Origin of the sequence: Vibrio taketomensis (genome assembly GCF_009938165.1) — a bacterium.
Taxonomy (GTDB): domain Bacteria; phylum Pseudomonadota; class Gammaproteobacteria; order Enterobacterales; family Vibrionaceae; genus Vibrio; species Vibrio taketomensis.
This window is the reverse complement of record NZ_AP019649.1, coordinates 2,432,753-2,454,947: the sequence shown is the minus strand read 5'-3', so window position 1 is coordinate 2,454,947 and position 22,195 is coordinate 2,432,753. Positions and strand designations below refer to the sequence as shown.

General features: G+C 44.6%; 18 protein-coding genes and 1 pseudogene. 11 read left to right on the top strand and 8 right to left on the bottom strand.

Translation table 11 applies throughout. The features are described 5' to 3' along the window. Nucleotides 1-34: 34 nt before the first annotated feature. Nucleotides 35-448: a MarR family winged helix-turn-helix transcriptional regulator gene (locus Vt282_RS11300; protein ID WP_162063412.1), complete on the top strand. Its 414-nt coding sequence runs from the start codon at nucleotides 35-37 to the stop codon at nucleotides 446-448. A gap of 61 nt (nucleotides 449-509) precedes the next feature. Then, nucleotides 510-1,853 carry an MATE family efflux transporter gene (locus tag Vt282_RS11295; RefSeq protein WP_162045634.1) on the top strand — a complete coding sequence of 448 codons (1,344 nt, stop codon included), beginning with the start codon at nucleotides 510-512 and terminating at the stop codon, nucleotides 1,851-1,853. A 25-nt stretch (nucleotides 1,854-1,878) separates the two neighbouring features. On the opposite strand, the gene Vt282_RS11290 is transcribed toward Vt282_RS11295, so the two are convergent. From Vt282_RS11290 to Vt282_RS11270, 5 genes and pseudogenes are all read right to left on the bottom strand, one after another. Continuing rightward, on the bottom strand, nucleotides 1,879-3,348 hold the full coding sequence (locus Vt282_RS11290; protein WP_162063411.1) for a hypothetical protein: 1,470 nt from the start codon (nucleotides 3,346-3,348) through the stop codon (nucleotides 1,879-1,881). A 19-nt stretch (nucleotides 3,349-3,367) separates the two neighbouring features. Further along, nucleotides 3,368-4,882, bottom strand: coding sequence for a bifunctional metallophosphatase/5'-nucleotidase (locus Vt282_RS11285; protein ID WP_415663450.1), 1,515 nt, complete (start codon nucleotides 4,880-4,882; stop codon nucleotides 3,368-3,370). A gap of 259 nt (nucleotides 4,883-5,141) precedes the next feature. After that, nucleotides 5,142-6,017 carry a U32 family peptidase gene (locus Vt282_RS11280; RefSeq protein ID WP_162063409.1) on the bottom strand — a complete coding sequence of 292 codons (876 nt, stop codon included), beginning with the start codon at nucleotides 6,015-6,017 and terminating at the stop codon, nucleotides 5,142-5,144. Nucleotides 6,018-6,036: 19 nt separating this feature from the next. After that, nucleotides 6,037-7,050, bottom strand: coding sequence for a ubiquinone anaerobic biosynthesis protein UbiU (gene ubiU, locus Vt282_RS11275; protein ID WP_162063408.1), 1,014 nt, complete (start codon nucleotides 7,048-7,050; stop codon nucleotides 6,037-6,039). Nucleotides 7,051-7,181: 131 nt separating this feature from the next. Then, nucleotides 7,182-9,220, bottom strand: a pseudogene (locus Vt282_RS11270) (sensor domain-containing protein). A 192-nt stretch (nucleotides 9,221-9,412) separates the two neighbouring features. Between Vt282_RS11270 and ubiT the strand changes: the two are divergent. From ubiT to prfC, 5 genes are all read left to right on the top strand, one after another. After that, complete coding sequence (ubiT, locus tag Vt282_RS11265; RefSeq protein WP_162045640.1) at nucleotides 9,413-9,940, top strand: ubiquinone anaerobic biosynthesis accessory factor UbiT; 528 nt, start codon at nucleotides 9,413-9,415, stop codon at nucleotides 9,938-9,940. After that, nucleotides 9,924-10,427, top strand: coding sequence for a GNAT family N-acetyltransferase (locus tag Vt282_RS11260; RefSeq protein ID WP_162045641.1), 504 nt, complete (start codon nucleotides 9,924-9,926; stop codon nucleotides 10,425-10,427). Before ubiT ends, Vt282_RS11260 begins: the two co-directional genes overlap by 17 nt. A gap of 92 nt (nucleotides 10,428-10,519) precedes the next feature. Beyond that, nucleotides 10,520-10,918: a DNA polymerase III subunit psi gene (locus Vt282_RS11255; RefSeq protein WP_162063407.1), complete on the top strand. Its 399-nt coding sequence runs from the start codon at nucleotides 10,520-10,522 to the stop codon at nucleotides 10,916-10,918. Between the two features lie 6 nt (nucleotides 10,919-10,924). Continuing rightward, nucleotides 10,925-11,374 carry a ribosomal protein S18-alanine N-acetyltransferase gene (gene rimI / locus Vt282_RS11250; RefSeq protein WP_162063406.1) on the top strand — a complete coding sequence of 150 codons (450 nt, stop codon included), beginning with the start codon at nucleotides 10,925-10,927 and terminating at the stop codon, nucleotides 11,372-11,374. 107 nt (nucleotides 11,375-11,481) lie between these two features. Further along, nucleotides 11,482-13,071, top strand: a complete 1,590-nt coding sequence (gene prfC / locus Vt282_RS11245) for a peptide chain release factor 3 (RefSeq protein ID WP_162045644.1) — start codon at nucleotides 11,482-11,484, stop codon at nucleotides 13,069-13,071. Nucleotides 13,072-13,446: 375 nt separating this feature from the next. Here prfC and srmB read toward each other — a convergent pair whose 3' ends face one another. Both srmB and Vt282_RS11235 read right to left on the bottom strand, forming a co-directional pair. Further along, complete coding sequence (srmB, locus tag Vt282_RS11240) at nucleotides 13,447-14,676, bottom strand: ATP-dependent RNA helicase SrmB (RefSeq protein ID WP_162063405.1); 1,230 nt, start codon at nucleotides 14,674-14,676, stop codon at nucleotides 13,447-13,449. A gap of 134 nt (nucleotides 14,677-14,810) precedes the next feature. Then, entirely contained in the window at nucleotides 14,811-15,530 is a 720-nt protein-coding gene (locus Vt282_RS11235) for a tRNA1(Val) (adenine(37)-N6)-methyltransferase (protein ID WP_162063404.1), read from the bottom strand. Between the two features lie 303 nt (nucleotides 15,531-15,833). Here Vt282_RS11235 and brnQ point away from each other — a divergent pair, with 303 nt between their 5' ends. From brnQ to vpsR, 4 genes are all read left to right on the top strand, one after another. After that, nucleotides 15,834-17,147 carry a branched-chain amino acid transport system II carrier protein gene (gene brnQ / locus Vt282_RS11230; protein ID WP_162063403.1) on the top strand — a complete coding sequence of 438 codons (1,314 nt, stop codon included), beginning with the start codon at nucleotides 15,834-15,836 and terminating at the stop codon, nucleotides 17,145-17,147. A gap of 162 nt (nucleotides 17,148-17,309) precedes the next feature. Continuing rightward, nucleotides 17,310-18,408, top strand: a protein-coding gene (gene prfB, locus Vt282_RS11225) for a peptide chain release factor 2 (RefSeq protein WP_162045648.1) whose coding sequence is annotated in 2 segments (ribosomal slippage) — nucleotides 17,310-17,384 and nucleotides 17,386-18,408 — 1,098 coding nt in all. Because the reading frame shifts where the segments join, the coding sequence is not laid out codon by codon here. Nucleotides 18,409-18,442: 34 nt separating this feature from the next. After that, nucleotides 18,443-19,975, top strand: coding sequence for a lysine--tRNA ligase (gene lysS / locus Vt282_RS11220; RefSeq protein WP_162045649.1), 1,533 nt, complete (start codon nucleotides 18,443-18,445; stop codon nucleotides 19,973-19,975). 318 nt (nucleotides 19,976-20,293) lie between these two features. Continuing rightward, a complete protein-coding gene (gene vpsR, locus Vt282_RS11215; RefSeq protein ID WP_162045650.1) occupies nucleotides 20,294-21,628 on the top strand; it encodes a cyclic-di-GMP-binding transcriptional regulator VpsR in 1,335 nt (444 codons plus the stop codon). Between the two features lie 53 nt (nucleotides 21,629-21,681). On the opposite strand, the gene Vt282_RS11210 is transcribed toward vpsR, so the two are convergent. Then, a complete protein-coding gene (locus Vt282_RS11210) occupies nucleotides 21,682-22,110 on the bottom strand; it encodes a DUF1499 domain-containing protein (protein WP_162063402.1) in 429 nt (142 codons plus the stop codon). Nucleotides 22,111-22,195 lie beyond the last annotated feature (85 nt).

Sequence of the window (22,195 nt, the reverse complement as noted above, 5' to 3'; positions counted from 1 at the left end):
AATAGTTAGCCTTGCTAACTATTGGGTGTCTAGTATGCAATTAGAAGAGAGCTTAATGGATTTGGAACGCTTTTGTTCCAAAGCTTGGCGACAACATGGTAATGATGATCCTATGTGTCAGCTAAGTTTTAATGAGTTCGATTATTTAAAAGTGATTCAGCAGCATCCGCAGGGTGTGCGGATTACCGACTTAGCGCAAGAGCTTTGTGTGACCAAACCTTCGGCTTCAAATATGGTAACGCGGTTAGCTAAGAAAAACTTAGTTCGCACCATTGCTTGTAGTGAAGATGCACGCGCAAAACGGGTGGTATTAACCGATTGGATGATTGAAAATATGTCGTTTGAGAGAGTTGTTTACCAGCAAATCGCCACCGATCTTAATGCACAGCTGAGTGAGCAAGAAGCGCAGCAATTAGTCGCGCTGCTGAATAAAGCACTTAAGAAATAAAAATTTATCAATTTAGTTAGCTTTGCTAACCAGTGCGAGAGCACTTTTGCTTGGTGAAAAGATGCAAGTATCTATTTATAAACAGTTTTGGCGTTATGCTATTCCAACGGTAGCTGCAATGTTAGTGAATGGCCTCTATCAGGTGGTCGATGGCATTTTTATTGGTCGCTATGTCGGTGCTGAAGGTCTAGCGGGCATTAACGTTGCGTGGCCAGTGATTGGCTCGATTCTTGGTATTGGTATGCTGGTGGGTGTGGGCACAGGCGCATTGGCTTCGATTAAGCAAGGTGAGGGCAATCAGCAAGGCGCACGAGCAACGTTAGCGACAGGATTACTATTGCTCGCTGTTTTAGCACCCATTGTGTCATTTGTTCTGTATAACTTTGCCGACAGCTTCTTGTTGTGGCAAGGCGCAGAAGGGCGAGTCTTAGCGTTGGGTTCGCAATATCTGCATATTTTGATTTTTGCCTGTGTATTTTCATTGGGGTCCATTGCGGCACCATTTTTATTGCGTAATGACGATAGCCCGAATCTAGCCACACTTTTAATGGTCATTGGCGCGCTGGTGAACATTGTTCTCGATTATGTGTTTATCGCACACCTTGGTTGGGAACTAAAAGGTGCGGCGATCGCAACGGCTCTGGCACAGATGGTCGTGACGACTCTCGGGGTTGCTTACTTCTTCTCAAGCAAAGCGAAGATGCGTCTGCGTGTGAGCGACTTGCGCTTGCAGTTTAATGAAGTACCACAGATTGCGGCGATTGGTGTTTCAAGCTTCTTTATGTATGCCTACGGTTCGATGATGGTTGCATTGCACAACAGTCTGTTTGCCGATTACGGTAGTTCAGTATTGATTGGAGCCTATGCCATTCTGGGTTACATCGTGACCGTTTACTACTTAGTCGTAGAAGGGATCGCGAATGGCATGCAACCGCTAGTGAGCTATAACCACGGTGCGCGTAACCAAGATAATATTCGCAAGCTATTAGGCGTGGCGATGGGCAGTGCGGTGCTTGGCGGCTTAGCGTTTGTCATCTTGCTCAATATCTTCCCACGCGAGTTTGTCTCGGTATTTAACTCAACCGATGCCAAATTAATGGATAACGCCGTGATTGGTATTCGCCTGCATATGTTTGCGATGTTCTTAGATGGTTTCTTGGTGGTGGCAGGCGCTTACTATCAATCAATTAATAAGGGCAGCAAAGCAATGTTCGTTACCGTAGGGAACATGGTGATCCAATTGCCATTTTTGTTCATTATGCCAAAGCTGATGGGTGTTCCGGGGATCTGGATTGCTTACCCGCTGTCGAACGTGGCGTTGAGCTTAGTGGTAGCATGGATGTTATGGCGTGATGTGAAACGTATGATTTTGCCGCCAACTCAGCCAATGACATTGGCACACTAAAATGCATCAGACGGGGTGAGCTTGCTTACCCCGTTTTGCTATTTGCCACAAAATTAGCATTGAGTTCCGTGACCATAGCGGCAATGGAATGCAGTGAAGCTGGGTTTGAAACCGCTATTCTTGGTTTGTCAGTTAAGACAAAGTTATGCAAATAACGATAGAGGGTCTGCCATTGCTGTATGCGAGTGACACTGAGCTTATGTGTGTATTGAGCCGGAAGCCAATCTTCAAATTGCAGCCAGAAATGCTCGCTTATATCGAGATGTTTGGGTAACCGTTGGCGCAGCTTTTCGGGCTGTTCTTCGCTGGTGGCGGTTAAAATGCCTAAACCGACTTGATGTAACCTCCGTTCATCCCATAGCTGAATCTTGTGCCATTTTTCATTCCACCAACTGATGGTACGTTTTTCATTGAGGGAGTTTTCAGGCTCGCAGTTGAGCGAATAGTGGTAGTAATAGAGATCGGTCGTGCCATTTGCAACGCTCTCACTAAATGACGTTATCGCCGCTCCTCGAATAAAGCTTTCATGTTCAAGCAACCAATCGATTTTTACTGATTTTGGAAAGTGCTGATAGAGATTTTGCATATGTGCATGCGCTGCATATACCGGACGCAGAAGGGCATTTTGATTGCTCTTGCCAAGCTTAAGTTGGCTATGCGTTGGGTGGCAGTAACCGATTTGATCAAATTGGCTACGAGCCAAAATCTTTTGATAGGTTTTTTCTGCTCGTAACAACACATCCGCTTCATCTCCCGCCGAGACTTCTTTTTCTTTGGCTTGATATTGACTGCAGTTCAGCCATGGCTGATGAATATAGTCAGCAGTGAGCTCATTTTGCAGGGCATTGTCAGAGATGAGATACACATAGCCTGTCTGGCTATCAATGGTGGTGAGCGTCCATAAGTAGGCTGCTTGTGATGGTGTTGCTGATAGACGTAACCCTGAACGACAGGCTTGAGTGTGAGAAAAACTGTACAGGTTGAAATGGTTAGATACAGCGAATGCTTGTTGCTCGATATGGTGTGTGTAGCAATTAAGTAATTGGCATAGCTGTTCGATATGCTGGTTAAATACCTTGTTGGTGAGACCAAGCTCTTGCTGTAGCCGTTGTGGTTTGACGCCAGTCACCAGCGCAGACAACCAAGGTTGGAGTCGATTTCCCAGTAAAGTCGCATTCGGCAAAGTAACAACTGCGGTGCAGCTTCGGCATTGCATTCGCTGACTACCTGAAGGTGTGCGCCCATAACGCAGCCAAGAAGTATCAATACAGGTACAGCTTTGGCCTAGGTAACTTAGGTAATGGCGTTGCTGAATCTGTTTTGCCAAAGCGAGGATAGGCGCATCGAGTAATTCGGGGGGATAGGCACCGCATAAATCGCAGTGCCATGCTGGATAGCCAAGCCGTTCTGATAGGTGGTATAGGTCTTTATTTGGGTTGCCGCAATTGCGGCAACCAAACGTTTTACAACCGTTATAGTTCTGTCGAAAAGACAAGGCTTATTATCTCTATCTATTATTCTTGGCGGCTGATATCGACTTGGCGACCAAGTTTTGGCACTGTGATGTTCTTACGCTGTTCAAATTGTTCAATCAACACTTGCATGACAGGTTCACCTTGCGACAACGCTTTACCTTCTGCAAAGACGTGGTAGCCGTCGCCGCCGCTCGCTGCGTAAGAATAGGTAGCAACGCTGTATTGGCGATTGTCATCAACAGCTTCACCGTTAATTTTCAGGCTGATTAAGCGTTGGTTTTCTGGTTTTGTGCTGTCGTATGTTGCTTCGATGCCTGAGAATTGTGCCAAACCATATGGCAAGGTGTAGCTGTATTCCAATAACTGTTTCACTTGCTTGCCGTTGATTGAAACCACGGCAAGTTTATCGGTAAACGGGAACACGTTCATTACATTTTCCAAAGTGACATCACCTTGGTTTAAATCGACGCGAATACTACCAGAGCTCATCATGGCGATATCCGCTTTACCTGCATCGCGCATCATGTCGGCGACTAAGTTGCCGATATTTGATTCGCGGTAGTAACGACGGAAAGCAGTATCATCAATAGTCGCGATAGTTTGGTTTAACTCTGGGTATTGCTGACGAGCCTGATCAACAAGCGCACCTGTTTTCTCATCACGAGTCAGTTTGTCAGCTTCAACCGGAATCAGTTTACCGTTGAGGAATTTAACTGAGTTGCTGTTAGTATCGACTTCAAACTTGGTATAACCGAGGTATTTTCCTTGACCAAACGTTAGGCCAACCACAGTACCTGTTTCCGGGTGCACAACGGGTTTCCACAATCCGTGATCTGAGTGACCACCAAAGATGACATCCACGTTCTTTAGTTTGCCTGCCATTGCGTAGTCTTCATCAAAACCGCGTTGTACTTCCGGATCGGCTTCTTTGTCCGTTTGCATTGGTGCTGTTTTGTTTTGGTGGGTCAGTACCACGACCATGTCGACTTCATCATGGATTTTATCCACCCAGAACTGAGTAACAGCAATAGGATCATCGATAGTCAAACCCTTACGGTTACCTTTCCACATCGTGTTGTAGAAGGCATCGATGCCCATCACGCCAACCACACCGATACGCACACCATCGCGCTCAACGATAGTGTATGGCTGGGCAAATGGTGCATCGTTTTGCTCAAATTTGATATTGGCATTGAGCACTGGGTAGGCTGCGCGTGGCATGGTTTCTTTTAGCGTTTTCCAGCCGTATTCAAATTCATGGTTGCCTAAAGTGATCGCGTCATAGCCCATAGCGCTATATAGGTCGAACGCCAATTTACCTTGAGTCTTCTTTGATAGAGAGCCTGTAAAGATATCACCAGCATCAAACAGGAAGCTCGTTTCCTCCTCCGCTCGAACGTCTTTAATCAGTGAAGCAAGGTAAGGGATACCACCAATGCGAGTAATATCTGGGTTCCAGAAAGCGTCAACAGGTTCGTAAACACTTTCAATATCATTGGTATGGAGTAGTGTGATCTCTTTTACTTCAGCATTTGCGCTAAAAGAGCCAGCCATTAATAGGGCGCCGAGAGAAAGTGCAAGGCGAGTTTTTGTTAGTGTCGTCATCTGTAACCAAAATATGTTGTTGGAAAGGGAATGGCGCAGACTATAAACAAGCGGTCTTACTCAATTAGTGAGTAAACTCACAATAAAATGCAAACGTTTGCTTTGTTTGGTAGAGAGTTTCCATATTTGTTGGTGATGAAGCGTGTGAAATGAGAATTGAGATAAAAAAACCAACCCGAAGGTTGGCTTTTATCGAATAAGCGTAAGCTTATGACTGAATTTCCAGACCGGCTAGACGGTGCCAGTAGCCATTACATTGACGATCGGCAATCTGAATTGGGTTTTGACCTTGCTCATTGGCACGGAAACGGTTCAGTTCAGAGAAGGTGTCTAAACCCAGTGGGCTCAGGCGCACAACGTCGACCAGACCTTGCATGCTTGGTAGGTCGTTTACTAAGTTGTAGCAATAGCCAGACTGAGTCTGAATACCATTGAGGTTAAACACTTCCTGGCCTTCTTGGCTTTTTACTTGAATACCTGTTGGGTATTTAATACAGCAAGTTTCACAGTCGTCTTTGGCGCGGTTTTCTGCACGGGCCGTAAAGCAGCGCGCAGAGTAGGCCAGGGGCAGGTAACCGTGGCTAAAGACCTCTACCTCAAACTTATTGCGAATACCAAGCTCTTCACATTGAATCAGTACATTGCTCAACCACTCACGTGACAGTTCTACCGGCATACACCAACGCACCATGCCTTGTTTAAGGAATAGGTTGAGAGTGTGAGCGTTATAAGTGTTGATCGCAGGGCCAACCACGAAAGGTACTTTGTTCTCAAATGCCAATTGCACGGCAGAAACATCGTTCGCTTCAATCGTGAAATCACCATTATCAATGTACTTTTTCATGATATTGACTTCACTTGGCGCTTCGAGCAGTGCCATCGTAGAAAGCACCACTTGCTTACCGCTATCTGCGAGCTCTTTGGCAATATCAAACCAATGAGCAGGTTTCATCTCACGACGTTTTGAACAAACCGTTTCACCGAGGTAAATGATATCAGCAGAGCTTTGCGTTGCTTGTTGATAGAAACTTTCGATATCTTGTTTTGGCCAGAAATAAAGCAATGGGCCAAGTGCGTATTTCATTCAATTTCTTCCTAACGGATTATTGCCATTTACGGTGGTAAGCGCCGAGTGTAGTTTGTGTGCCTTCAGAGACATTCGCCAATGCCGCATCCCAAGCCGCTTCAACTTGATAAGCTTCAGGATTAGTTTGGTAACGGTCAATTGCTGCGCGCCAAGTACGAGTGACTTGCTCTACATAAGCAGGGCTGCGTTGGCGACCTTCAATTTTCACTGACGCAACATTTGCGGCAAAAAGCTCTGGCAGTAGCGATAGGGTGTTTAGGCTCGTAGGTTCTTCTAACGCATGGTAGCGTTTTGTCTCGCCATCGATATTCGCCATAAAGCGGCCTTTACACAGGGTTGGGTAACCGGTGTTTTCGCCGTCACTGTAACGGTCAATGAGAATGTCATTTAAACGCGTTTCTAAACCTTGCGGGGTTTCTTGCCAACGAACGTATTTCGCTGGAGAGCAAGCGCCAACCGTGTTTGGTGATTCGCCGGTCATGTATGAAGATAGGTAACAGCGACCTTCTGACATAATACAAAGGCTACCAAACGCGAACACTTCAAGCTCTACATCACTGGTGATGTTGCGCGACAGTTGTTTCACTTGATGAATAGACAGCACGCGCGGCAGTACAACACGTTTAACGTTGAAGTTGTTTTTGTAGAAATCAATCGCTGCAACGTTAGTCGCTGACGCTTGCACTGACAAGTGCAGCTCCATTTCTGGATATTTTCGAGATGCGTACTCAAGCACCGCGATATCCGCGACAATCAATGCATCAACACCAACAGCTGCTGCGTGATCAACGGCGTTAGTCCAACGTTCAAAGCCATCCGGGTGCGCAAAGGTATTCAATGCTACGTGGATTTTTTTGTTGTTGTCATGAACGTATTGCACCGCTTTATCTAACTTTTTGCCGTTGAAGTTTAGGCCGGCAAAATGGCGAGCGTTAGTATCGTCTTTAAAGCCGATGTAAACTGCATCAGCTCCGCAATCGATAGCGGTTTTTAGAGCGGGCAAGCTGCCCGCAGGACATAAAAGTTCCATCGCTAACTTAAATCTATTACTTCTGTTATTGTCCGCATTTTATGAAGAATTGTGAACGGCCAATTTGATGTAAAGCAGATTTAGGTTAGTTAACTAGTAAACAATGTTGATTTTTTCGTTGGAAAGTTAAATTAGTTTTTATGTCGACGATTTTGCACAAACAATTCTTCTACCTCTTGCTTTGGTTGAGGTCGATGGAAGTGGAAGCCTTGAATCGAGTTACAGTTTAGGTTGGACAGCAGCGTTGCCTGTTGTTGTGTTTCTACCCTTCTGCCACCACTGTTAAATTGAGTGATTTTCCGAGATTGATAATGTTTTCAATGACGGTGACTTGTTTTGGCAGGCTATCAATTTCGCTAATAAAAGCGCGGTCAATTTTCAGTTCGTCAAGAGGGAAACGTGCTAAGTATGCAAGTGATGAGTAACCAGTACCAAAGTCATCGATAGACAGTGCAAAGCCTAATTTCTTAATCGCATTGAGCATTTGTAGTGTGTGTTCACTGTCACTCATCACGGCACTTTCGGTAAGTTCAAAAGTAATGCAACTCGGGTCTAACTCGGTGGTTTGCAGTAACTTGCGCATGTAATCGATCAGTTGCGGGTTACCAAATTGTTCGGGAGACAAGTTAATCGCGACTCTACCAGGCAGAATGCCCTGCATCTTCCAGCGTTTAACGGTATTAAATACCTCGCGCATGACGACGCGGCCTAGGTTTTCAATCAATCCCGCTTTTTCTGCTACGGGAATAAAAGCGCCAGGGCTAATGTAACCTTCCACAGGATGCTTCCAACGCACTAGAGCTTCAGCGCCATTGATGCTGAAATCCCGAGCATTGACTTTAGGTTGATACCAAACTTCTAAGCCATTTTGTTGCAGTGCTTTTTGCAGCTCTATCTCCAACCATAAACGCATGCGAGCTTCTTTGTTCATCTGATCATTAAATTTGATCAGGCGATTGCGCCCTCGCTCTTTGGCTTCGTACATCGCGGTATCCGCATTTTGCAGCAAAATGCGCGCATCATTGCCGTCACCAGGATAAGTCACACTGCCAATGGAACAAGCAAGGCGTTTAGTGAAATGGTGCAGATCAAAAGGCTGGTTAATTAGAGAGATAATACGATCGGACAGGATTTCGGCCATTTGGCTGTTTTCCGGCTCGGGTAAAATCAAGCCAAACTCATCACCACCAAGATGCCCCAATACTGCTTGTGCTGGCAGCAGGCGCTTTAATCGCAAAGAGACTTCTTTAATGACTTTGTCGCCAATATGGTGACCAAGTGAATCGTTGATGTTTTTAAAGTTATCGATATCCAAATAGAGCATGATTAACGGCGTGTCGTTTTTAATCATTTGCTCTAGACGTTTGGTAAAACCAAGGCGGTTATACAAGCCCGTTAACGTATCGATATGCAGATCTTCAATTTTTGAGCCGCTGCTTTTATTGGGTGTTTTTTCTGCGTCTTGCAACAACACCAACTGAGACGAGGCTCCCAGTATCGTCGTGTGCGCCGCTTGAAGTTGAACTTTACGTTCTATCCCGCATCGAGGTCCGGTTAGACATTTTATTGGGTTGTCATGCAGCAAAATACACAGCTTATTGTTAAACACTGTTTTGCTGTTTTCATCGATAAATAGACGTGAGAGCTCTTCACCTAGTAAATCATCACTTGATTCAAAACCAAGTAACCTCACTGCGGCTGAGTTTGCGGAAATGATGCAATCATTTTCCACCAAAAGAAGTCCGTCCGTAAGAAGGTGTGATAGTGCGGAAAATTTGTGTTCGGATTCTTCTAGAGAACGCACCAACAGCTGTTTTTCTGACGTGTCTACGGCGTGAAAAGCGACATAACCGACTTGGTCATCAATGACGATTGGAGAAAAGGTACAAGTCAGACTGGTTTCTAAATGCGCGTCTTTGATAGCGATTTCAGCTTCAATATGTTGGCCATTGAAGGCGAGATCATAATAGGGTTTGAGCTGTTGATATAGCTGACGTCCTAAAATCGTTTTGTCGTTTAAGCCAACGAGCTCCTCACAGCTCAGGGCCGCGATGTCACTATAGCGCTCATTAACCATCACATAGTTGTGTTGGTTATCTAAAATGGCCGAGAAAACAGGACCTTTGGCCGTAATTTGTTTAAACCAGTGCTGAAGCTGTTGCGGAGGCATTAAAAAAGTACCAGTTGTCCAAAGATAGAAACTTGTAGCGAGTATACCTAAAGGTTATTGATTTAAATAACATTTATATCAATAAAGCTCGCAAATGTTAGCCAAATGGTGATTTATTGATGCATAACAGGTATCGCTACAACATGTTCTATTATGATTCTTCCATTATTTACAAAGTAACGGATAATCTGCGTGATTAACAAGATTCGCACTCAATTAGTTCAAAATGCAGCATCAATTTTGCGATCTCCAGTCCATATATTGCCTCATTCTGTACAAAAAAAAGCCTTGCTTGATGGGCTAAAACTAGTCTTCAAAGAGGCTCTAGAAGACGGTGATTTTGAATTCCTTGAAGATAAGTGGCTAAAAGTTGAGATAAAAGATATGAATCTTGCTTGGTTTATTAGCTACCAAGATGAAAAGCTTGTTGTCGCTGATAAACCAGTAACGGAAGATGTCTCTTTCTCTGGTAACTTAAACGACTTAGTGTTGATTGCTGGCCGTAAAGAAGATCCAGATACGCTATTTTTCCAACGTCGCTTATCGATTGAAGGCGATACCGAATTAGGTTTGGAAGTGAAAAACTTGATGGATAGCGTAGATCTAGAGCTTTTGCCAAAACCAATGCAAATTTTGCTTAATCAACTAGCCGACTTTGTGCATAAAGGCGTACAATCGCCAACAATGCAGAAAGAGGTAGCACATGCTTATACGAACTGAAGCGCCAGCGGATATTCTGGTCATTGATCGCCTACTCAAACAAACATTTGAAACCGAGGCGGAAGCAAACTTGGTGATGGCACTACGCGAAAATGGCAAGTTGACGCTTTCGCTGGTGGCATGTAATGACGAAGGTGAAGTGGTTGGTCACGCGATGTTTAGTCCAGTAACCCTAGAGGGTGAGGATTTAAACTGGCAGGGCTTAGCGCCACTTGCGGTACGTGAAGATTACCGCAAGCAAGGTATTGCTGAGCGTATGGTACGTGAAGGTATTGAATCTCTGCGCGACTTTGGTTATCCAGCGTGTGTGGTGTTAGGCGATCCTGCTTATTATTCACGCTTTGGATTTATTGCCTCAGAGCAGCATGATTTCCGTTGTGAATGGGAAGTGCCTGCTGGTGCATTCCAAGTATTAGCGATTGCTGAACAAGAATTTGCTGGACGCTCAGGTTTGATTGAGTACAGTCCAGAGTTTGCTGATCTATAACCATAGATTTGGCAGCGAAAAGGGGCAAAATGCCCCTTTTTTGTTGGCTAAATGTGGTAGCATTGGCGACCAAACTTCAGAGAGCAACAGTTATGCAAACCAATCCGATGGCATATTTATCCGAAATGGGTATCGATACCTATCAGTTAGCGCATCCACAGCGTTTAACTGGCTATCAGGCTGCGCCATTGGTTCTACCTGCAGAGTGTAAAATGTTGTTTATCTCACCAGAACTGCCGCAAAACCAACTGGCTGAATTTTTAGCTCGAGTGCTAAAGAGCATGCAGTTGGACTTAGCGCAAGTTCGTCATATTTACCCCGAGCAAACTCCCCAACTGCAAGCGACCAACATTGAATGGGTCTGGTTTGCAGGTTGTCCAAAAAACGATGCGATTGCCGCTAAAGTTCTGGTTTCTCCGTTATTGAAAGAAATCGATGGTAACAACGAACAACGTAAATCACTTTGGCAGCAAATTTGCTCCTATTCTTAAAGCATTATGACGTTACATTTTCTTCCAATGGCTCAATCACATCTTGATGATGTTTGGGCGATTGAGCAGCAAGCTCACAGCCATCCTTGGGCTGAATCTATGATTCGCGACTTAGACAGTCGTGGTGCCTGCCATCATGTATTGCTCGAAGATGAGCAAGTGGTAGGCTATTTTTATGCGCAGAACATCGTGGGTGAGGTAACGCTACTCAACATTGCGATTGCCCCTGAGCATCAAGGCAAGGGGTTTGGTAAAGCCTTGCTTGAGCATTTTCTTGATACTTGCGAGCAAGCGAAGGCGGAAAGTGCTTGGCTTGAAGTGCGTGAGAGCAACCATAAAGCGTTTTCACTTTATGAAGTGGCCGGATTTAACGAAGTTGATCGACGTAAAAACTACTATCCGACTACAAGCGGTAAAGAAGATGCGATTATCATGAGTTATTTATTCCTTTTCTGATTTGCCCCGCAAAGGAATATAGGCGAAAATACCGCGCAAAATTGAATCGAATCCCGTTTGTTTAGTGATTTAAACAAGCATCTAGACAGAGAAAGAAGACCAGTTTCATGTCAAATACACCATTTATTGGCGAAGTGTCTAAACGTAGAACGTTCGCTATTATCTCGCACCCGGATGCGGGTAAAACCACTATTACCGAAAAAGTTCTACTGTTCGGAAACGCGATCCAAAAAGCGGGTACCGTAAAAGGTCGTGGCTCAAGCCAGCATGCAAAATCTGACTGGATGGAAATGGAAAAAGAACGTGGTATCTCGGTAACCACGTCTGTAATGCAGTTTCCTTACAACGACTGTCTAGTAAACCTGCTTGATACTCCTGGACACGAAGACTTCTCGGAAGATACTTACCGTACTCTAACCGCAGTAGACTCATGTCTAATGGTTATCGATGCAGCAAAAGGTGTCGAGGATCGTACGCGTAAACTGATGGAAGTAACGCGTCTACGTGATACGCCAATCGTCACCTTCATGAACAAACTTGACCGTGACGTTCGTGATCCAATGGAAGTATTGGACGAAGTTGAAAACGAACTTGGCATGATGTGTGCACCAATCACATGGCCAATCGGTTGTGGTAAAGAGTTTAAAGGTGTTTACCATATTCACCGTGATGAAACGATTCTGTACGAATCAGGTCATGGTCATGAGATTCAAGAAGTACGTATCATCAAAGGTCTTGATAACCCAGAGCTAGATGACAAAGTGGGTGCGGATTTAGCAGCAAGTGTACGTGACGAACTTGAACTTGTTATGGGTGCATGCCCAGAGTTCGATCACGAACTGTTCCTTAAAGGTGAACTAACGCCAGTTTATTTTGGTACGGCACTTGGTAACTTTGGTGTTGACCACATGCTAGATGGCCTGACTGAGTGGGCTCCAATGCCAAAAACTCGTCAAGCGGTTGAGCGTGACGTTGAAGCAACAGAAGAGAAGTTTTCTGGTTTCGTATTTAAGATTCAAGCAAACATGGATCCTAAACACCGTGACCGTATCGCTTTCATGCGTATTGTATCGGGTACCTACACTCAAGGTATGAAGATGAACCACGTGCGTATTGGTAAGCAAGTGAGCATCTCTGATGCGGTAACCTTTATGGCGGGTGACCGTTCACGTGCAGAAAACGCATACGCAGGCGACATCATTGGTCTGCATAACCACGGTACGATTCAAATCGGTGATACTTTCACTCAAGGCGAATCATTGAAGTTCTCTGGTATTCCAAACTTTGCCCCAGAACTGTTCCGTCGTATTCGTCTACGTGACCCATTGAAGCAAAAACAACTGCTAAAAGGTCTAGTACAGCTGTCGGAAGAAGGCGCAGTACAGGTATTCCGTCCGCTACAAAACAACGATCTTATCGTTGGTGCAGTCGGTGTCCTACAGTTTGACGTGGTTGTGGCGCGCTTGAAGTCTGAATACAACGTAGAAGCCATTTACGAAGGCGTAAACGTGGCAACCGCACGCTGGGTAGAATGTGGCGATGCGAAGAAGATGGATGAATTCCAGCGTAAGAACCAAGCGAACCTAGCGCTCGATGGCGGCGATAACCTAACTTATATCGCACCAACGATGGTGAACTTGAATTTAGCGCAAGAGCGTCATCCGGATGTTCAGTTCCGTGCGACTCGCGAACACTAATATTCTGCGTATTTGGTGTGATAGCGGCGTTGACTGCGTTAATTCACACCAATCACATAGTTGACTATGCTCATGGCGATGAATGAACTTGTCGCCTTGCTCTGACACCAACTACATTGAATATTGATGGATACAAAAATACCGTCCTTGAGGCGGTATTTTTATATCTAGATATGAGAGTTGAGAGCGTATTGAGCAGCAATACTTTGAGAGTCGCTTGATTCAAGATAGGCAAGTTTCATACTGATCTCGCTTCTCGCTTCTCGCTTCTCGCTTCTCGCTTCTCGCTTTCAAACAAAAAGGCTGATGTTTTCACATCAGCCTCTCTATCATCTCAAAGCGAAGCGCGCTCAATTCAAAGCGCAGTGTTGTTAATTACTTCTTCTTAGAAGGTTTCTTTTTCGCTTTGGTTGTCGACTTTTTCTTGTCGTCTTTTTTCTTTTTCTTAAACACAGGTTTTTTGTGGGTTGGGCGCATCTCTTTAATGAAGCGCTCTTTGATGTCTTCTTTTACGTAGCGCGCAACACGGTCCATCATTTGTTGGTCATGTGCTTCTACGATTGAGATCGCATTACCTTTTTTACCTGCGCGTGCCGTACGGCCGATACGGTGTAGGTAAACATCCGCACTGCGTGGCATGTCGTAGTTAATCACATGGCTTACGTCAGGTAAGTCGATACCACGCGCAGCAACGTCGGTTGCAAGTAGTACGTTTACTGTGCCATCGCGGAAACGAGCAATTGCGTTATTACGACGATCTTGCGGCATTTCACCCTGAATCCATGCACAAGGAATTTGCGCTTTCTCAAGTTCCGTACGTAGATCAGCAAGACGTTCACGCGTTTTTAGGAACACGATCGAACGCTCTGCTTGTTCAGTGATGATCTTCTTCAGCAGTGCCAATTTGTGCTCTGCGTTGTCTGCACGGTGGTACCACTGGGTGATCTTCTTACGTTCGCTGCGAGATGGTTCAGCATCAATGTCTGCTGGATCTTTTAGTAGATCGGCAGTGAAACCTTCAACCCCTTTACCCTCAAGCGTTGCAGAGAATAGGAGTGTTTGTTTACGCCAGCGACACTCTTGAGACAAGTGGTCTACTGTTGGACCAAAGCCCATATCGAGCATACGGTCAGCTTCATCAAGAACTAGCCATTCAATCGCACGGCAATCAAAGCGCTCAGCTTTAATGTATTCCATTAGACGGCCCGGCGTTGCTACCACGATGTCTTGAGTGGTCGCTAGAATGTCAGCGTGTTCTTGGTATTGCACGCCACCAGTGATGGTAAAGATATTTAGCTTAGTGTTTTTTGCCAGTGCGCGCGCTTGATCTGCTACCTGCATTGCTAGCTCACGAGTAGGAGTTAGAATCAGTACGCGTGCAGGTCCAGGTTTGCGGCGTGGGAAATCCTGTAGGTATTGCAGTGCTGGCAGTACAAACGCCGCTGTTTTACCAGTACCCGTAGGCGCAGAGGCAAGAATATCTCGACCATCTAGAGCTTGAGGGATCGCCTGAGCCTGCACTTGAGTAGGGCGTTTAAAGCCCATTTCTTCGATAGCGCTAAGCAGATTTGGATCCAAATCGAGTTCTGCAAAATTTTTAATCACAGTGAGTTCTCCACAAGCCTTGTTGGCGAGATTGAAAGTATAAGGACTGGTATAGCACAAAGCCCTTTACGAGCTAAGCCAAAAATTAGACCGCACATTATAGTGGCATTGGTGATTATGATCACACCTTATTTCTACATCTTTAAATAAAAGTCTCTTGTTAGCGCGATAAACGCATCACTGTAACCTTCTTTACTGTGGATCGTCAGTTGTTGATGCTGACATTCTGTGTGGTGTTTACTTAATTCAAACAATAGCCTAGAGACGTCTTTGCTTTCAGTTGGTTTCACCTCACATAGGCGAGAGAGACAGAATCCGACTTCGCGAGCTAAGGCGATAAACTCACGCCCTTCAACCTCCGGTAAGATATAGCTCGCTTTGCCGTCGTCGGTAAGCAAACTTGCGCAGCGTTCAAGCAACGCGAGATGATTGAGGCTGTCTGTGTGACGAGCGGTAGCACGTTGTTGAAGCTCTGATTGAGCGCCAGTTTTAAAGTAGGGTGGGTTACAAATAATCGCATCAAATTGATGTGGGTAACTGATGTTATTAATGTCGCCTAATTCAATCTGAATTCGTTCTGCCCATGGCGAATTTGCTACATTGAGTTGCGCTGTAATTGCCGCATTTTCATCAATATCCACGCCCCAGATTTGAGTGTTTTGTGTGCGCTGAGCACACATTAAAGCAAGCAGTCCAGTACCGGTACCAATATCAAGTAAGTGCATACAGTGTTCGACTTCAGCCCATGCGCCGAGCATGACACCATCGGTGCTGACCGGCATGCCACATTGACCACCATCTATTTCAAATTGTTTAAAACAGAAGCCTTTGGTTTGCTTAATTTTTTTGTTCATTATTTATCCGGCAATCATTGCTCATTGTAGTTAAATTAACCAATGTATAAATATTGTATAAAATATTAATCTAAAACTGACGCGTGTTGTTAATGATTTTATTGATGCATTGTTCTTTATATGATTTTAAAAGTAGTGATATTAACTGGTTTTGCTTGCTGATATAAATTTATATGGTGTTTTTCGCTTTGCTGTTGCGGATAGATGAGTATTTGGTCATTATTCTGATTCATAAACACAGTTTAGAGTGATTTACTTATCTAGGCGAACACAACATCCATCATTAGCGGTAAAGGTATTTCTGTGAAGCAGTCGTTAAAATTAACAGATATTACAGCGTTAGGCTTTATGCTTTTCGCCTTCTTCTTAGGCGCCGGTAACATCATCTTTCCTCCACTAGCGGGACAGCTAGCGGGCGAGAATGTACTTCCAGCTATGTTCGGTTTTCTATTGACAGCGGTAGGTCTTCCTCTGATCACCATTATTGCTATTGCTGTCGCGGGTGGCTCATGGGAAAAGCTAACCAGAGATCTGCCTGTTAAGGCGGCAACGATTATGGCGGTGCTGATCTTTATCATTATCGGCCCTGCGTTTGCAGCACCTCGTACCGGTCTTGTTGCGTATGAAATGGCGGTAAAACCGTTCTTTGCTCATGCTGAACAAATCCACCTGACTATTTTCTCTATCTTATTCTTTATCGTTGCGATGTCGTTCGCATGGTCACAAGGCAAATTGATTGACATCATTGGTAAGATTTTGACTCCAGTGCTGTTCATTGGCTTGATCGTATTAGCATTTGCCGTGTTCTTTAACCCACAAGGTGAGATCGTTGCAGCGCAAGGCGAATACCTAACGCACCCATTGCAAAAAGGTTTCCTTGAAGGTTACAACACTATGGATACCTTCGGTTCATTGATGTTTGGTGTTCTGATTGTTGATGCACTACGTGGCAAAGGCATTACTGAGCAAAAAGCGACAACTAAATACTTAATTTGTGCAGGCCTTATTGCAGCTCTTGGTTTGGTGTTTGTTTATGTATCATTGTTCTACCTTGGCGCAACCAGTTCAGCGATCGCTTTAGGTGCTGACAACGGTGGTGTGGTTCTTAGCCAATATGTACAAGCGCTATTTGGTCAATATGGTCAAGTCGTTCTGACTATCATTGTTCTACTAGCATGTTTGACTACCGCTATCGGTCTAATTTCTGCGTGTTCTGATTACTTCAGCTCGCTGACTAAGATTACTTACAAGCAATGGGTGATCATTAACGGCGCAGCATGTGCGTTCGTAGCAAACGTAGGCCTAGCGCAACTTATTTCTCTATCAGTGCCAGTATTGTTTGCTCTATACCCAGTCGCAATTGCGTTGGTAGTGCTAACATTCCTACGCAATAAACTGCCTAACTCACGCTTTGCTTACCGTTCAGTAATGTCAGTGTCGTTAGTGTTTGCTCTGATTGATGCGGCAAAAGTGGCGGGTATCGATGTATCAGTATTTAGCTTCCTACCTCTATTTGATGTCGGTATGGGTTGGCTACTACCAACTGTGGTTGCGATGATTGGCGTATTTTTTGTTGGTAAATCAGAACAACCAACGCTAGCTGAAGATGCAGCTTAATTAGCGTTAAATGTTTGATTGTAATCCCTCGTGATGCTTAGCATTACGAGGGATTTTTTTATCTGAATGGGTGGATAGCACGGATAAAAAAATTCCTGTATCTCCGTCACACTTTTCAGTACAATTCTTCGGTTAAATTCTACTCATAAATATTGAGCAAGCATGTTTGAAATCAATCCAATTAAAAACCGTCTACAGGATGTGTCTGAGCGCACAAAAGTCCTGAGGGGGTATCTTTGACTATGACGCTAAACAAGAGCGTCTAGAAGAAGTAAACGCAGAACTTGAACAACCAGATGTATGGAATGAACCTGAGCGCGCACAAGCGTTAGGTAAAGAGCGTGCATCTCTAGAAGCGGTAGTAGAAACTATCGACCAACTAGAGCAGGGCGTAGAAGATGTTGAAGGTCTTCTAGAGCTTGCGGTTGAAGAACAAGATCAGGAAACCTTTGACGAGATCGAACCTGAGTTGGCTGAGCTTGAAGACAAGCTCGCAAAACTAGAGTTCCGCCGTATGTTCTCCGGTGACCACGATTCGTCTGATTGCTACATCGACCTTCAAGCTGGTTCTGGTGGTACAGAAGCACAAGACTGGACCAACATGCTACTTCGCATGTACCTACGTTGGGCGGAAGCAAAAGGCTTTAAGACTGAAGTAATCGAAGTTTCTGAAGGTGAAGTTGCGGGTCTTAAGGGCGCAACAGTGAAGATCTCTGGTGAATACGCTTATGGTTGGTTGCGCACTGAAACAGGTGTTCACCGCCTAGTTCGTAAGTCTCCATTTGACTCAAGCGGCCGTCGTCATACTTCTTTCTCTTCTGCGTTTGTTTACCCTGAGATTGATGACAATATCGCAATCGATATTAACCCAGCGGATCTGCGTATCGACGTTTACCGTGCATCTGGCGCGGGTGGTCAGCACGTTAACACCACTGAATCTGCGGTGCGTATTACTCACGTACCAACTAATACAGTAGTACAATGTCAGAATGACCGTTCTCAGCATAAAAACAAAGATCAAGCAATGAAGCAGCTTCGTGCAAAACTGTTTGAACTTGAAATGCAAAAGCAAAATGCTGAGAAACAAGCAAACGAAGATGCAAAATCTGACATCGGCTGGGGTAGCCAGATCCGTTCATACGTTCTGGATGACTCACGTATCAAAGATTTACGTACTGGCGTTGAAAACCGTAACACTCAAGCGGTACTTGACGGCGACCTAGACAAATTTATTGAAGCTAGCCTGAAATCAGGCCTGTAAGCTTTTCACCGACAAAAAACAGGATACATCGAAAATGACTGATGCTGTTCAAAACGAAAACGTACAAGAACCTTCTGCACATGAAGAGAACAAGCTCATTGCTGAGCGCCGCGCGAAACTGGATGCGATCCGTCAAAGCTGTAAAGCAAACGGTCACCCAAATGACTTTCGTCGTGATGCACTAGCTGGCGACCTACAAGCTGAGTTCGGTGAAAAGACTAAGGAAGAGCTAGAAGAGCTTAACCATGTCGTTGCAATCGCTGGTCGTGTAATGGCTAAGCGTGGTCCATTCCTGCTTCTTCAAGAAACATCAGGTAATATCCAAGCTTACGCTGACAAAGCAGTACAAAAAGTACTAAAAGAGCAATACCACGGTCTTGATATCGGTGACATCATCGGTGTGAAAGGTGCATTGCATAAGTCAGGCAAAGGCGACCTTTACGTAAATATGGAAGAGTTCGAATTGCTCACTAAAGCACTTCGTCCACTACCAGAAAAATTCCACGGTCTAACAGACCAAGAGATGCGTTACCGTCAACGTTACGTAGACCTAATTGTGAATGAAGATTCACGTAATGCATTTAAAGTACGTTCTAAATTGGTTTCTGCGATTCGTCGTTTCATGGAATCAAAACGCTTCATGGAAGTTGAAACTCCAATGATGCAAGTGATCCCTGGCGGTGCGTCTGCTCGTCCATTCATCACACACCACAACGCACTTGACCAACAAATGTTCTTACGTATCGCTCCTGAGCTATACCTAAAACGTCTAGTGGTTGGTGGTTTTGAACGTGTATTCGAAATCAACCGCAACTTCCGTAATGAAGGCCTATCACCTCGTCACAACCCAGAATTCACGATGATTGAATTCTACATGGCTTACGCAGACTACAAAGATCTGATGGATCTAACTGAAGAAATGCTAAGCACAGTGGCACTAGAAGTTCTAGGTGCAACAGCAATGCCTTACGGTGACCAAATGGTTGAGTTTGGTGGTCAATACGCTCGTATGACTATGCTTGAAGCAATCAAACACTACAATCCTGAGCACGAGGCTATCCAAGCGCTTACAGAAGAAGGCGTTCAAGATCGTGACCTAATGGTATCTATTGCTCAATCGCTAGAAATCTACGTGGAGAAATTCTGGACTTGTGGTCAGCTTCTTGAAGAGATCTTCGGTGAAACTGCTGAACCAAAACTGATTCAGCCAACTTTCATCACTGGTTACCCAGCAGATATCTCACCACTAGCGCGTCGTAGCGATGATAACCCATTCTTCACTGACCGTTTTGAGTTCTTTATCGGTGGTCGTGAAGTGGCGAACGGTTTCTCTGAGCTTAATGATGCAGAAGACCAAGATAACCGCTTTAAAGCGCAGGTTGACGCAAAAGATGCTGGTGATGATGAAGCAATGTTCTACGATGCAGACTACATTACTGCGCTAGAGCATGGCCTACCACCAACAGCGGGCCAAGGTATCGGCATTGACCGTCTAGCGATGCTATTCACTAACACGCACACTATTCGTGACGTGATCTTGTTCCCAGCAATGCGCCCACAAGCTTAATTATTCAAATTGCTAAATTTGAATTGAATAGTAAAACCACCTTCGGGTGGTTTTTTTTATGCATTTTTTATCGTAAACAGAGAGACGAATAACATCGCGAGGCTAAGCCGATAAAGGCTTTGAATACAATTTATAGGCTAATCATCTAATTACAGAGAAACTTGTACCTCTATCGCAGATTAACTTGTCGTAACTGTGGAATAGCGTCTAGTCTTATTTGTGAGACAGATTATCAACTCAGGCTCTTATAGTGTAGCAGTCTAGTTGGTGCATTTTTGCACTGTAAAAGTTATAAATTCAGTATAAGGAACAAGCTCAATGGGTAGTCAATTCCGTATGGATTCTGTCCCGGGATCACTAATCGTAGTGGGTGGTAGCTACGAGCCATGGCTTTCCGTACTAGAGCAAGTGGGGTGGCGTTGCACTCAATGCGCAGATTTACGTCAAGCGAACACATTGTTTTCTGAAACGGGTCCATGCATTGGCGTCGTCGATCTCAGTCATGATGAGTTTAGTTTGAATGGTATCGCCAATTTGGTGAGTGCCCACAAGCAAGTGCGATGGATCGCTTTTATTCGTGAGTCTCAGCTCAGCTCAGATACAATTTGCCAGTTTATTGTTAACTTTTGTATCGACTTTTTTACTGCGCCAATTCCTGATGCGCAGTTGCTCAGTACCATCGGCCACCAACTTGGTATGCTTAAACTGGAGAAGAAGGTTTGGCCTCATTATGGCAACAATAATGACATGGGCTTGATTGGTGACTCCATTCCAATGAAACGGCTACGTGATCAAATTAAACGTATTGGCCCGACCGATGTGAGTATTTTGATTTTTGGAGAGAGTGGGACGGGAAAAGAAACCGTTGCGCGAGCTGTGCACAGAACTTCATCACGAGCGCACAAAGAGTTTGTTTCGGTTAACTGTCGCGCATTGTCTGAACGTCGTATAGAAAGTGAATTATTCGGCATTAACCGTGAAGACGAAAGTGCGCCATCAATTTTGGAGCAAGCGGACGGTGGTACCGTACTATTAAACGATATTTTGACCTTACCTAAATCTCAACAATTGAACCTCTTACGCTTTTTGCAAGAAGGAACAATTGAGACAGAAAATGGCAGTAAGGAAGTGGATGTACGTGTCCTCGCAGCCAACTCTGCTGATATTGAGAAAGCGTTGATCGATGGTGACTTTAATGAAGAGTTATACCATTACATCAATGTATTACGTATCAATGTGCCAAGTTTGAAAGAACGCGCTGGGGATATATCAATTCTTGCTCGTCATTTCTTGTTGGATTACTCGCGTGAATATAACGCTCAGGCCCGCAGTTTTACTGAAGATGCGGTACGAGCATTAACTCGTTACCATTGGCCAGGCAATGTGCGTGAATTGATGAATCAAATCAAGCGGGTCGTGCTGATGTCAGATAGCGTAATGCTTGATGAAGTGAGCCTTGATTTACCTAAGCGCAGTGATGGCAAACGTAGTTTGAAGAGTATTCGTGAGCGTAGTGAACGTGATGCGCTACTCTTGGTTCTTGAGTCTCATGCAGGGCAAGTGTCAATGGCAGCGAAGGAGCTTGGAGTGTCTCGTGCCACTATGTACCGTTTGCTCAACAAGCACAATTTAATCACCGACAGCACGGTATAATTCATTGAGATGAAGATGAAGCCACGATTGATATCGTGGCTTTTCATTCGGTGTTATTGGAGTAAATTGGCTTGAGATAAGAGCGTTCTTAGTTGCTCTGCTCGCTTACGATTAACGCCAAAATCAGAGTAACCCACTCGTGATTCAGATCTTACCATTAGCTGGTTCCCATCGATTTTTAATTCGAGATCATCAACAAAACGCATGATTTTACTGGTGCACTCGATGCGCAGATAGTCATCGCTTTTCTCTGCTGTTTTTGCTCCTGGTAGCTGTAGTGCCGCGTGTTCGATTTGCTCAATGTTAACCTCGGCACGTAAAACATACGGCTCTAATTTGTAGTCTTCACGAGATTCTAGGGTTGAAACACAGTTAGGTTTATCACTACACCCTTGGTTGATTTTACTGGTCATTGTGCGTTCTCCTTGGCTGCATCCTGAAAGCAATAGTGTGGTTAAGATAAGTAGGGGGTAGCCTCTCATGATTGCTGTCCGTGTTGTGGTTTTAAGGGGTATAATTCAATGTAGATGCTTACGCGTGCTAGTTTGAAGAGATCACTATAATCAA

Excerpts from the sequence above, each read along its gene's own strand:
- Vt282_RS11300 (WP_162063412.1), top strand. The coding sequence starts at position 35 with ATGCAATTAGAAGAGAGCTTAATGGATTTGGAACGCTTTTGTTCCAAA.
- Vt282_RS11295 (WP_162045634.1), top strand. The coding sequence starts at position 510 with ATGCAAGTATCTATTTATAAACAGTTTTGGCGTTATGCTATTCCAACG.
- Vt282_RS11285 (WP_415663450.1), bottom strand. The coding sequence starts at position 4,882 with ATGGCTGGCTCTTTTAGCGCAAATGCTGAAGTAAAAGAGATCACACTA.
- Vt282_RS11280 (WP_162063409.1), bottom strand. The coding sequence starts at position 6,017 with ATGAAATACGCACTTGGCCCATTGCTTTATTTCTGGCCAAAACAAGAT.
- ubiU (WP_162063408.1), bottom strand. The coding sequence starts at position 7,050 with ATGGAACTTTTATGTCCTGCGGGCAGCTTGCCCGCTCTAAAAACCGCT.
- Vt282_RS11260 (WP_162045641.1), top strand. The coding sequence starts at position 9,924 with ATGCTTATACGAACTGAAGCGCCAGCGGATATTCTGGTCATTGATCGC.
- Vt282_RS11255 (WP_162063407.1), top strand. The coding sequence starts at position 10,520 with ATGCAAACCAATCCGATGGCATATTTATCCGAAATGGGTATCGATACC.
- rimI (WP_162063406.1), top strand. The coding sequence starts at position 10,925 with ATGACGTTACATTTTCTTCCAATGGCTCAATCACATCTTGATGATGTT.
- prfC (WP_162045644.1), top strand. The coding sequence starts at position 11,482 with ATGTCAAATACACCATTTATTGGCGAAGTGTCTAAACGTAGAACGTTC.
- Vt282_RS11235 (WP_162063404.1), bottom strand. The coding sequence starts at position 15,530 with ATGAACAAAAAAATTAAGCAAACCAAAGGCTTCTGTTTTAAACAATTT.
- lysS (WP_162045649.1), top strand. The coding sequence starts at position 18,443 with ATGACTGATGCTGTTCAAAACGAAAACGTACAAGAACCTTCTGCACAT.
- vpsR (WP_162045650.1), top strand. The coding sequence starts at position 20,294 with ATGGGTAGTCAATTCCGTATGGATTCTGTCCCGGGATCACTAATCGTA.
- Vt282_RS11210 (WP_162063402.1), bottom strand. The coding sequence starts at position 22,110 with ATGAGAGGCTACCCCCTACTTATCTTAACCACACTATTGCTTTCAGGA.